13 protein-coding genes are annotated in these 11,170 nt (G+C 77.0%); 7 read left to right on the plus strand and 6 right to left on the minus strand.

All coding sequences use genetic code 11. The features are described from left to right. Position 1 precedes the first annotated feature (1 nt). Positions 2–508 carry a cupin domain-containing protein gene (locus AB0B41_RS31715; RefSeq protein ID WP_358209869.1) on the plus strand — a complete coding sequence of 169 codons (507 nt, stop codon included), beginning with the start codon at positions 2–4 and terminating at the stop codon, positions 506–508. A gap of 176 nt (positions 509–684) precedes the next feature. Continuing rightward, complete coding sequence (locus tag AB0B41_RS31720; protein WP_358209871.1) at positions 685–1,710, plus strand: alpha/beta fold hydrolase; 1,026 nt, start codon at positions 685–687, stop codon at positions 1,708–1,710. Positions 1,711–1,735: 25 nt separating this feature from the next. Here the strand turns inward: AB0B41_RS31720 and AB0B41_RS31725 are convergent, their stop codons facing one another. Next, a complete protein-coding gene (locus AB0B41_RS31725) occupies positions 1,736–2,098 on the minus strand; it encodes a DUF6223 family protein (protein ID WP_358209873.1) in 363 nt (120 codons plus the stop codon). 219 nt (positions 2,099–2,317) lie between these two features. Between AB0B41_RS31725 and AB0B41_RS31730 the strand changes: the two genes are divergently transcribed. Next, positions 2,318–3,541: a sensor histidine kinase gene (locus AB0B41_RS31730; protein WP_358209875.1), complete on the plus strand. Its 1,224-nt coding sequence runs from the start codon at positions 2,318–2,320 to the stop codon at positions 3,539–3,541. Next, positions 3,538–4,248, plus strand: a complete 711-nt coding sequence (locus AB0B41_RS31735; protein WP_358209877.1) for a response regulator transcription factor — start codon at positions 3,538–3,540, stop codon at positions 4,246–4,248. Before AB0B41_RS31730 ends, AB0B41_RS31735 begins: the two co-directional genes overlap by 4 nt. 18 nt (positions 4,249–4,266) lie before the next feature. Here AB0B41_RS31735 and AB0B41_RS31740 read toward each other — a convergent pair whose 3' ends face one another. The 3 genes from AB0B41_RS31740 to AB0B41_RS31750 all read right to left on the minus strand — a co-directional run bounded on the left by AB0B41_RS31740 (position 4,267) and on the right by AB0B41_RS31750 (position 6,353). Beyond that, the gene (locus tag AB0B41_RS31740; RefSeq protein ID WP_358209879.1) at positions 4,267–4,797 is read right to left on the minus strand and encodes a hypothetical protein; all 531 of its coding nucleotides are present in this window, start codon (positions 4,795–4,797) and stop codon (positions 4,267–4,269) included. A gap of 76 nt (positions 4,798–4,873) precedes the next feature. Next, positions 4,874–5,308 (minus strand): DUF5709 domain-containing protein, encoded by a 435-nt coding sequence (locus AB0B41_RS31745; protein WP_358209881.1) that lies wholly within the window; start codon positions 5,306–5,308, stop codon positions 4,874–4,876. Continuing rightward, positions 5,298–6,353, minus strand: a complete 1,056-nt coding sequence (locus AB0B41_RS31750) for an enoyl-CoA hydratase/isomerase family protein (RefSeq protein WP_358209883.1) — start codon at positions 6,351–6,353, stop codon at positions 5,298–5,300. The genes AB0B41_RS31745 and AB0B41_RS31750 overlap by 11 nt, the downstream gene beginning before the upstream one ends. A 35-nt stretch (positions 6,354–6,388) precedes the next feature. Between AB0B41_RS31750 and AB0B41_RS31755 the strand changes: the two genes are divergently transcribed. Both AB0B41_RS31755 and AB0B41_RS31760 read left to right on the plus strand, forming a co-directional pair. Further along, positions 6,389–7,561, plus strand: a complete 1,173-nt coding sequence (locus tag AB0B41_RS31755) for a CoA transferase (RefSeq protein WP_358209885.1) — start codon at positions 6,389–6,391, stop codon at positions 7,559–7,561. After that, positions 7,558–8,892, plus strand: coding sequence for an amidohydrolase family protein (locus AB0B41_RS31760; RefSeq protein ID WP_358209887.1), 1,335 nt, complete (start codon positions 7,558–7,560; stop codon positions 8,890–8,892). Before AB0B41_RS31755 ends, AB0B41_RS31760 begins: the two co-directional genes overlap by 4 nt. 55 nt (positions 8,893–8,947) lie before the next feature. Here AB0B41_RS31760 and AB0B41_RS31765 read toward each other — a convergent pair whose 3' ends face one another. Next, positions 8,948–9,535 (minus strand): TetR/AcrR family transcriptional regulator, encoded by a 588-nt coding sequence (locus AB0B41_RS31765; RefSeq protein WP_358209889.1) that lies wholly within the window; start codon positions 9,533–9,535, stop codon positions 8,948–8,950. Positions 9,536–9,640: 105 nt separating this feature from the next. Between AB0B41_RS31765 and AB0B41_RS31770 the strand changes: the two genes are divergently transcribed. After that, positions 9,641–10,066, plus strand: coding sequence for an organic hydroperoxide resistance protein (locus AB0B41_RS31770; RefSeq protein WP_358209893.1), 426 nt, complete (start codon positions 9,641–9,643; stop codon positions 10,064–10,066). A gap of 78 nt (positions 10,067–10,144) precedes the next feature. On the opposite strand, the gene AB0B41_RS31775 is transcribed toward AB0B41_RS31770, so the two are convergent. Further along, positions 10,145–11,170: carboxypeptidase-like regulatory domain-containing protein (locus AB0B41_RS31775; RefSeq protein WP_358209891.1), on the minus strand; the 1,026-nt coding region annotated here is incomplete at its 5' end.

Genomic DNA, 11,170 nt, shown 5'->3' on the forward strand with positions numbered 1-11,170 from the left:
CATGTCCGAGCCCGGCACGCCGTCCTCCGTCCTCCGGCTGCCCACCGGGGAGACCGTCTGCATCCGCGCCTCGGGCCGGGACAACGCCGGCGCGCTGTTCGAGGTCGACGCGCTCCTCCCTCCGGGACTGAGCGGCCCGCCGCGCCACCGGCACCTCGCCCAGACCGAGGCCTTCACCGTGCTGGAGGGACGGCTGCGGGTCGTCGTCGGGACGGAGACCCGCGAGCTGCGGACCGGGGAGAGCGTGACGGTCCCGCCCACCGTGGTCCACGCGTTCGCCAACCCCTTCGGGGAGCCGGCCAGGATCCGGATGCGCGAGACGCCGGCCGGCCCCCTGGAGGGGCAGTTCCGCGCGCTGGCGGGAGGCGGCCGGTTCCCGCCGCTCGGGGAGCTGGCGGCGATCAACGTGCGGCACGGCCTGCCCTTCGCCCTGCACGGCGTCCCCGATCTCGTGCAGCGTCCGGCGTGGCGGCTGCTCGCCCGGCTGCACGGGCGTCGGCACCGGTAGGCGCCGGGTCCCGCTCCGGGCGCGGCGGGGCCTCGGCCGCGGACGCGGCATGTGACGCCCCCGACAGCGGCGGCCCGACTATCGATCACGGGATCGGGCTATGCCCCCGGCGCTCCCGCTACACCGACGCCGAGGTGGACGACGCCGTCCCGACGGCTCCGCCACCGAAGGACGAGATGAGCCAGCTCCCCCGACGGGGTCCCACGCCCGGCGTGCCGCCCCGAGCCCACCGGCTCCACCGCCGCTCCCGCTCGACCGCACCCGCCGCCGTCGCCCGCCGCGAGATCGTCCTCCACGACCAGCGCGTGACCTACCTCGAGACCGGACGGCGCAGCGGCGGCCCGACCGTCGTGCTCCTGCACGGGCTGGCGAGCAGCTCGGCCACCTGGCTGCCCGTGCTGCCCCTGCTCGGACGCCACGCGCACGTCATCGCACCGGACCTGCTCGGCCACGGCGAGTCGGCGAAGCCCCGGACCGGCGACTACTCCCTCGGCGCCTACGCGGCCGGCCTGCGCGATCTCCTGCTCGCCCTTAGCCTGGACCGCGCCACCGTGGTCGGGCACTCCTTCGGCGGGGGTGTCGCGATGCAGTTCGCCTACCAGTTCCCCGAGCTCACCGAGCGGCTCGTCCTCGACGCCAGCGGCGGCCTCGGCCCGGACGTCAGCATCGCCCTGCGCGCCGCGAGCCTGCCGGGCGCCGCCGCCGTCCTGAAGGCCGTGCACACGCTCACCCCGCGCCGGATCGCCGGGCTCGCGCGCCGGGCCGTCCGGCTCGTGCCGGGGGTACCGCACGCGGACCTTGAGGAACTGGTCTGCGCCCTGGCCTCCTTCGCCGACGACGGTGCGCGGGACGCCTTCATCCACACCGTGCGGAGCGCGCTGAACTGGTCCGGCCAGCGCCTCGACGGGACGGGCCGGCTCTACCTGCTCGCCGACCTCCCGGTCCTGCTCGTCGCCGGCACCGACGACACCGTCATCCCCGTCGCCCACACGCTCGCCGCGCACGACCGGCTCCCGGCCAGCCGGCTCGAGGTCTTCGAGCGCGCCGGGCACTTCCCGCACTCCGAGCACCCGGCACGCTTCGCCGAGGTGCTCCTCGACTTCGTGCACCGCACCAGCCCGGTGCACAGCGACACGGACTCGTTCCGACGGCGGTTGGTGGCGACACGTTCCCGTGCCGCCACCGCGGTCGTGCCCGTCTGACCACGGCGCCGGCGTCGTGGCGGGGTCAGACGGTGCGGCGGGAGCGAGCCAGCGCCAGACCGGCGACGACCGTTCCGATCAGCCCCAGCACCACGGCCGCGACGGCCCCGGCCAGCCCGTTTCCGGTGCCGAGGCCACCGGCGGAGTTGGCCGCGTGCAGCCCGCCGACGACCGCGCCGACCAGCCCGAGCACCAGGCCGACGACGGCCGCACCCCGCCTGCCGACGGGGCCGATGCGACCGGTGGGGCGGGCCAGTGCCAGCCCACCGAGGACCACACCGGTCAACGCCAGCACGGCGGCGACGGTGGGCACGGTCCGTCCCGCGCCGATCTCGTAGCCGCCGACGGCGAGCGAGAGGTGGACGGCGAGCAGGTGGTCGACGGACATCGCGGATCCCTTCGGTTGCGCCTGCCGGCCTCGTCTGTCCCGGCCGGTGGTGTGCAGCGTGGGCGCCGGGCCGGCGCCTGCGCGTCGGACGAGGGTCGGCACTTTCGGCTCGTCCCGGGGCCGCACGGTCGGCCGCGGGTGGTAGACGACGTACGACCCCGGGCGTAGCGCAGGGACACCGCTCGCGGTGGATGCGCTCCCGGGGCGGCACCGGCGACCATGGACGGTGCGACGGGTGGCCGGATCGAGGGCGGGCGGATGGTCGACATCAGGGGTGAGCGGGTGCGTCGCGGCCTGCGGTCACCGCTCGCGGTCGACGCGGGATTCGGGGTCTGTGTGGCGCTGGGGCTCCTCGCCGCCGCGGCCGCCGGGATCGGTCCGGCCGTGGCCGACGCCCGCCCGCTCGACGCCGGAGCGGCGGCGCTGGCCGTCGCGGTCGCCGGCGCGGTCGCCGTGCGCCGCCGCCACCCCGTCGTGGCCCTGGCCGTGCTCGTGGCGATCCCCCTCCTCTGGTTCCTCGTCCCCTACCCCGGACTCCTGGTCGCGCTGGCCCCGCTGATCGGCTGCTACACCCTCGCGGCCCTCCGGGGCTGGCGGTGGGGCCTCGCGGGCGCCGCGGTCGCCGCGGTGGTCCAGATCGTCGCGATCCGGGTCGTGCTCGGCGACACCGAGACCGTCGGCGTGGTCCCCGACGCGGTGCTGCTGGCTGCCACCGCGAGCAGCGCCGGCGCGGCCGTCGGGTACCACCGCGCGGTGCTCGCCGCCACCCGCGCCCAGCACGCCCGCGAGACCCAGGCCCGCGAGGAGCGGGCGCGCCGGCTCGCCGCCGAGGAACGGCTGCGCATCGCCCGCGAGCTGCACGACGTCGTCGGCCACACCATGGCCACCGTCAGCGTGCAGGCCGGGGTCGGCCTCCACGTCGCCGACCAGCGCCCGGGGCAGGCCCGCGAGGCGCTCGCCGCGATCAAGACGATCTGCGACGACGGCCTGACCGACGTCCGGACGATCCTCGGCATCCTGCGCGCGGACACCTCGTCCGGGGAACCGCGGACGCCCCGGGGCGGGCTCGACCGGCTCACCGATCTCCTCGACACGGCCGGCGCCGCAGGTCTGCGTGTGGAGCAGGAGGTCGACGGGCAGCCGCGGCCCCTGCCCGTGGCCGTCGACCTGGCCGCCTACCGGATCGTCCAGGAGGCGCTCACCAACGTGATCCGACACGCCGGCGCCCGCACCGTCCGGGTGACCCTGACCTACCGACCGTCGTGGCTGCTCATCCGGATCCGCGACGACGGGCGCACGACCGCCGCGGACCCCCCGGGCGGGCACGGCATCGACGGGATGCGCGAGCGGGCCCGCGCGCTGTCCGGTCGCCTCACCGCGGCCCCGCACCCCGACGGTGGCTTCGAGGTGTGCGCCGAGCTGCCCGTCCCGGGTCCGCGATGACGTCCGAGCAGCTCCCGGTCGATCCGGCGGCCGAACCCGTCCGGGTGCTCATCGCCGACGACGAGGCCCTCGTGCGCGGCGGTTTCCGCGTCCTCGTCGACACCGAGCCCGGCATGGTCGTGGTCGGCGAGGCCGGCGACGGGGCCACCGCGGTGGAGCTGACCCGGCGGACCCGCCCGCACGTCGTGCTCATGGACATCCGGATGCCGGGGGTCGACGGGCTGGCCGCCACCCGGGAGATCGCCGCCGATCCCGACCTCGCCGACGTCCACGTACTCATCCTCACGACCTTCGACCACGACGAGTACGTCGTCGACGCCCTCGCTGCCGGCGCCGCCGGCTTCCTGATCAAGAACACCGAGCCCGCCCAGCTGCTGCGCGGCATCCGGGTCGTCGCCGGTGGCGAAGCGCTCCTGTCCCCGGGGCTGACCCGGCGGCTGATCGCCCGGCTCACCTCGCGGACCGCGTCGCCGAGACTCGACCCCGCCGCGCTGGCTCAGCTCACCGCCCGCGAGCGGCAGATCGTCGCCCTCGTCGCGCACGGCCTGAGCAACACCGAGATCGCCGACGAGCTCACTATCAGCCATGCCACCGCCAAGACCCACGTCAGCCGCGCCATGACCAAGCTCGGCGCCCGCGACCGCGCCCAGCTGGTGGCCCTGGCCTACCGGCACCGTCTCGTCGAGCCGCCCGATCCCGGCCCGTGACCGCGGTCTGCGCCGACTTCAGTCCGAGGAGGAGGACGACGACGAGGAGCCCGAGTCCGAGGAGGAGTTGGACGAGGAGTCGGAGGAGGAGCCCGACGACGAGTCCGCGCCCGACCAGCCCGAGTCGGCCCCGGAGCCCGACCAGCTCGGCTCCGGCCCGCCCCAGCCGGGCTCCGAGGTCCACGAGCCGCCACACGAGTGGTCCACGCCGTGCCGGTGGTCCCGGTCGTCGCAGGAGTCGTCCGCGCCCGTCGGTCGGTCGCTCGGCCACCCCCAGAACGGATCCTCGGTTCCGCCGGGGGAGCCGTGCCGGTACGGCCCGGGCGAGCCGTGCCGATATCGCCCGGGCCCGCCGACACCGACGGCCCGCAGGTCCGCCAGCAGGCGCCGGTGCGGGGCGGTCACGAGCCGGAGCACCACCAGCGCGATCACCGTCCCGACCAGCACGGGCACTCCGAAGAGCAGCCCGGGCCAGCCGAGGACCGCGTAGAGCACGCCCAGCACGAGCAGGTCGCTGAGCACGACGAGGGGCAGGATCCAGCGGGGCACGGTTCAGGCCCCGACTGTCGACGACGGTTCGCTCACGGCCCGACCACGATCATCGGACCGCGGGCGTTAACGGCGCCTACTCCTCGTTCACGACGTGGACCGCGGCCTCCTCTGCGGAGGCGCCGGCACCGTCGATGCCGACGTCGCGGGCCCACGCGTCCGTGTCCGTGTCCGAGACCCCGCCCTCCTGGGCGTCGACGAGCCGCCCGGCGCGCAGGTCGCCGACCTGGTCGTCGCGCAGCTCGCCGTCCGTGTCGGAGGTGTCGGACTCCCAGTCGGCGTCCTCGTCGTCGTTGCCCCAGTTCTCGGGCACCTCGCGGGCGAGCCGGTGGTCCAGGTCCTCGCCGGTGTGCTCCTCGGAGGGGGTGATCCCGTAGTCGTCGACGGCCCACGGACGTTCCGGCGGGGAGTAGCCCTCGTCGAGCACGTCCGCCACCCCCCGGTAGTCCAGCGTGTCCTCGGGTTCCAGCTGGTCGGAGTCGACGTCCGGTCCGTTGTCGTCACGGCTCATGGGCGTCAGCCTGGCACTGCCCGGCGACGGCGTCGACGAGGCCCCACCGCAGCGCCGTCGACGCGTCGCACGACGCGCCCGACAGGGCCAGGTACAGGGTGCGCCACCGGCCGATCCGCCGCGGCAGGCTCACCGTGCCCCCGGCCCCCGGGATCAGTCCCATCCCGACCTCGGGCAGCCGGACGGTCGTGTCCGCCGCGGCCACGACGTGGCCCGCGAAGGCCGGCACCTCGATGCCCGCGCCCACACAGGGCCCGTGCAGGCGGACCTCGACGCGCTCGCCCAGCGCGTGCACGGGCCGGGCGGCGCCCGCGCGGGTCCGGACCAGGTGCGCGGTGGCGAGGTCGGGGGCGGTGCCGAACTCGTCGAGGTCGCCGCCCGCGCAGAAGGCCGGGCCCTCCCCGTCGATCACCACCTGCTCGACGTCCGGGTCCAGCAGGGCCAGGTCGAGCCCACCGACGAGGGCGTCGCGCAGCTGCCGGCCGTACGCGTTGCGCCGCTCGGGCCGGTTGAGCGTGAGGTGCAGGACGCGGCCCGCCCGGGCGACCCGCACCGGCTCGTCGACGGGCGGCGGCAGGGGGCGCGGGCCGCGGCGGTCGAGCCACGCCCGGAACTCCGGCCCGCCGAGCAGGGTGGAGTAGGCGAAGGACTCGGCGTCGAGCGCGGCGGGCACCGACAGCGCGCCGGACCAGCGCAGCAGCCCGGCCAGGACGGTCGCGGCCTGCGGGTTCGCCTCGACCGCGGTGTGCAGGTCGGCCAGCGCCGTCGCGGGGTCGCCGACGCCGACGAGCTCCGGTCCGGCGTCCCGGCCGGCCGGCACCAGCGTGAGCGCCAGGGCCCGGACCAGCGGGGCCCAGCCGGGGCCGGGCTCCCCCACCCCGACCAGGATCCGGTCGGACTCCTCGGCGATGCGGGCGAGCCGTTCGACGTCGGTCGGCGGGCCGGAGAGGTCGACGCCCAGCAGCGGGCCGTCGACGCGGGCGTCCGCGTCGAGCAGCGGCGCCTGGTGGGCGAGATCGGCGGGGCGGACCGTGCGCGGCGTCATGAGGAGGCCAGGCTACCGGCGGTTAGGGTGCTGCCGTGGGGACCGACGCCGCGGCGGACTGGGCGGCCTCGGGTGTCGTGCCGCTGACCGGTCACGCCGACGGGCCGCCCCTGGTGCCGCCGGGCCGCGCGGCCTCGGTCGCGGCCGAGCTGGGGTCCCTCGTCGGCGTCGACGGAGCCGCCCTGCTCGCCGAGCGCGCCGCGTTCACCGGGCACCGGCGCAGGGGCCGGGTGTCGGCGGGCGGGAGCTGCCGGCTCCTGCCGGTCGCCGACGGCTGGGCCGCCGTCTCGTGCGCCCGGCCGGACGATCCCGCGCTGCTCGGCGCTCTCGTCGAGCACCCGTTGCCCGACGACGACCCGTGGCCGCTGCTCACCGCCGCGCTGGCCCGGATGCCGGCGCACGACCTCGCCGAGCGCGCCGAGCTGCTCGGGGTCGCGGCGGCGCCGATCCGTGAGGTCGCGGGCGGCACGCGGGCGGTCGGCGTCCCGCGGTCGGTGTCGGGCCTGCTCGTCGTGTCGTTCGGGGCCCTGTGGGCGGGGCCGTTGTGCGCGCACCTGCTCAGACGGGCCGGGGCGCGGGTGGTCACGGTCGAGACGCCGGCGCGGCCGGACGGGGCGCGCCGCGGCGAGCCGCGGTTCCACGCGCTCCTGCACGCCGGCGAGCGGTCGGTGGTGCTCGACCCGTCCGGGCCGGACGGCCGTCGGGCGCTCGCCGCGCTGGTCGAGGCGGCCGACGTGGTGATCGAGGCATCGAGGCCGCGGGCCCTGCGCGGCTTCGGCCTCGACGCCGAGGCCGCGGTCGCGCGCGGCGCGACCTGGATCTCGATCACCGCGGCGGGCCGGGCGTCGAACCGGATCGGGTTCGGCGACGACGTCGCGGCCTCGGCCGGGCTCGTCGCCCGCGACGCCGAGGGCCTCCCGGTGTTCGCCGGCGACGCGATCGCCGACCCGCTGACCGGGCTGACCGCCGCCGCCCTGGCCCTCACGGCGCCGGGCGTGCTGCACGACGTCGCGATGACCGAGGTCGTCGGCGGGACGCTCGACGGCAGCCCCGGCGGGAGCGCCCGGCGGGAGGGCGCGGGCTGGGTGGTCGACACGGTCTCCGGTCCGGTGCCGGTCGCCGCCCCCCGCGCCCGCCCGGTGCGCGGACCCGCACCGGCCTCCGGCGCCGACACCGCGGCCGTGCTCGCCGAGCTGGGCCTCCGGTGACCGACCTCGTCCTGCGCGACGCCGAGGTCGACGGCGTCCGCGTCGACGTCCGGGTGCGGGACGGCCTGGTGATCGCGCTGTCGCCGGCCGGCTCGGGTGGCGGCCCTGCGGTGGAGTGCGACGGGGGTGCTGTGCTGCCCGGGCTCGTCGACCACCACCTCCACCTGCACGCGCTGGCCGCGGCCCGACGCTCGGCCGACTGCTCGACACCCGATCTCGCCGCGGCGCTCGGCGCGGCCCCGGCCGACGAGCACGGTTGGGTCCGCGGCACGCGCTACCCGGACGACGACCTCGACGCCGCCACGCTCGACGCCCTCCACCCCGGGCGTCCGGTCCGCGTCCAGCACCGCAGCGGGGCGCTGTGGGTCCTCAACTCACGGGCGCTCGCGGCGCTGGGACCGCTCGACCATCCCGGCGTCGAGCGGGCGGCCGACGGCACCCCGACCGGGCGGCTGTTCCGCGCCGACGACTGGCTCCGCGCCCGGCTTCCCGGCTCGGCGCTCCCCGACCTGTCCGGGCTCGGTCGGGAGCTGGCGGGCTACGGGGTCACGGCGGTGACGGACGCGACGCCCGACCTCGACGGGGCCGCCGCCCGGGCCCTCACAGCGGTTCCCCAGCACGTGACGCTGCTCGGTGTGCCGCTCGGGGCGGTCGCGCCGCCGGGAGCCGCCGCCGGCCCGCTGAAGATCGTCCTCGCCGACTCGGGCCTCCCGCCGTACGACGAGCTGGTGGCCCGGATCCGCGCGGCGCACGAGGCCGGGCGCGGGGTCGCCGTGCACAGCGTCACCCGCGAGTCGCTCGTCCTGCTGCTGGCCGCGCTCGACGAGGCGGGGCGGCACCCCGCGGACCGGGTCGAGCACGCAGCCCTGGTGCCCGAGGAGCTGGTCCCGGCGCTGCGGGGACTCGCCGTCGTCACGCAGCCGGGGTTCCTGGCCGACCGCGGCGATCTCTTCCGGCGGGAGCTGCCCGAGGAGGAGCACGCCGATCTCTACCGGTGTCGCAGCCTGCTCGGCGCCGGGGTGCCGGTCGCGCTCTCCTCGGACGCCCCCTACGGCCCGGTCGACCCGTGGGCGGTGATCGCCGCGGCGACAACCCGGCGCACACCCGACGGCACGGCTCTCGGTCCCGACGAGTCCGTCGGGACCCGGCAGGCGCTCGACGCCTACCTCGCCGCTCCCGACGACCCCGGCGGCCCACCCAGGACCGTGCGGCCGGGCGTCGCCGCCGACCTCGTCCTGCTGCACCGCCCCCTGGCCTCGGCCCTCGCCACCCCCTCGGCCGCTGCCGTGCGCGGGACGCTCATCGCCGGGGAATGGGTGCACGGGGGCTGAGCCGACTCCGTAGCCAGTGGTCCGTCCCGTCGACCGCCGGACCCGCCGCCGGGGTTCAGGGCTGGGCCAGCAGATCCTCGAGCCCCCGCGCCAGGGTCTCCCGCGCCCGCCCCGCGTCGGCGAGATAGCCGGCGACCATGGCGCCGTCCCGCAGCATCATCAGGTGCGCCGCGGCCTGTTCCGGGTCCGGGTGCCCGGCCACCCCGAGCTCGCGCACGAAGAGTGCGGTCAGCCACTGCCGGTGCTCGGCGACCGCGCGGTGCACGGGGCTGTCGGGGTCCGGGTACTCGGCGGCCGCGTTGATGAACGCGCACCCGCGGAACCCGGCCGCACAGGCCTGCTCCCCCATCTGCCCGATCACGGCCCGCAGGCGCGGCGCACCCTCGGGAGCGGATCCGGCGAGGGCCCGGACGGCCTCGTCCACCGACCGCAGGTAGGCGACGACCAGGTCGTCCTTGCTCGGGAAGTGCCGGTAGAAGGTGGCGCGCGTGACGGCGGCCTCGCCGATCACCCGGTCGACGCCGACGGCGCGGATCCCCTCGCCGTAGAACAGGGCGGACGCGGTGCGCAGCAGGCGGTCGCGGGCCTCCGAACGGCCGGGGGTTCGGCCGTGGGGCGGGGAGTCGGCGAGCCGGGCGGGCATGCGGCCAGGGTAACAGACAGAACGATCGGTCTTGCATTCCTGCGCCTTCCGTGCCAGAGTCGGCGACAGCAAGGAAAGACCGTTCGTTCTACCTAGAGGGAGCCGATCGTGAAGGTGCTCTACACCGCCGCCGCCATGTCCAGCGGGGACGCCCGCAACGGCCACGTCCGGTCGTCGGACGGGATCCTCGACCTCGATCTCGCCACCCCGAAGGAGATGGGTGGCGCGGGCGGCGCCACCAATCCGGAGCAGCTCTTCGCCGCCGGCTACTCCGCCTGCTTCCACAGCGCGCTCAAGGCCGTCGCACGGCAGAAGAAGATCGACATCACCGACTCCTCGGTCTCCGCCGAGGTCGGCATCGGCCCGAACGACCAGGGCGGCTTCGCCCTGACCGTCGCCCTGCACGCCGAGATCGGCGGGGTCGACCAGGCGACGGCCGACGAGCTGGTGCAGGCCGCCCACCAGGTCTGCCCGTACTCGAACGCCACCCGCGGCAACGTCCCGGTGACGGTCGACGCAACCGTCGAGTGACCGTCTGAGAGACGCCACCCTGCTGGCACACGACGGGCCCGGCACCGCGAGGGTGCCGGGCCCGTCGTCGTTCCTCCGTCAGTCGCCCGCGACGGGCTGGGGTGCACGGTCCGAGGGTGCCGACACCCCGCCCGGAGCGGGCGCGCCGAGCGCGACCCGGACGTCGGTCGTCCCGCCGGGGTCGACCCGGACGACCTGGACGTCCGGCGCGTACCCGGCCGCGGTGAGCGTGTAGGTGCCGCTCGGCAGGTCGGCGAACGCGAACCCGCCCTCGCCGTCCGTCGTGGTCGAGCCGACGACGCGGCCGTCGGCGGCGACGAGGGTCGCGACGGCGTCGGGCACGCCCCGCCCGCTGCTCGCGGCGGTGACGGTGCCGCGCAGCCCGGCCCGGTTCGGCAGGACGACGTCGTGCACCAGCGGGGCCCCGTCGGCGAGGGTCACCGCGGTCGCCACCGGCACCCCGGACCCGGCCGCCGCCAGCGTGAACGCGCCGGCGGAGACCCCGGCGATCCGGTAGCGGCCGGCGTCGTCGGTCCGCGTGGTCCCGGCGACGTCGCCGCGGGCGTCGATGAGCGTGACGGTCACCCCGGCGGCCGGGACGCCGGGCTCGCCCCGCGACACGGTCCCGGAGACCTCGCTGCCGCCGCCGAGCGTGACGTCGTGCCGCACGGGGCGGTCCGCCACGGCGACCATCGACGCCGAGGGCCGCAGCGTGCCGGCGGACACGACCAGCAGGAACGTGCCGCCGGTCGGCAGGTGGAACTCGAAACCGCCGTCGGTGTCGGTGGTGGCGCGGCCGACCTGCTCCCCCGTGCCGGCCGTCAGCGTGACGACCGCGTGCCCGATCCCCACGCCGCCGGTGCCGCCGACGAAGCCGTAGACCGCGGGCCCGACGCCGTCGGGGTCGGCCGCACGCCCGGCGGTGGCGTGGTGCGGCATGGCGTGCCGCCCCCGGTGCCAGTCGTCGGCGGGCATCTCGGCCGGCCCGGCCGCGGTGATCGGCGCGGTGACCGGCGCGGTGATCGGCGCGGTGACCGGGGCGGTGATCGGCGCGGTGACCGGGGCGGCGACGGCCGCAGCCGGGGCGGCGGCCGTGGGCGGCCT

This window comes from Pseudonocardia sp. NPDC049154 (assembly GCF_040648315.1).
Taxonomy (GTDB): Bacteria; Actinomycetota; Actinomycetes; order Mycobacteriales; family Pseudonocardiaceae; genus Pseudonocardia.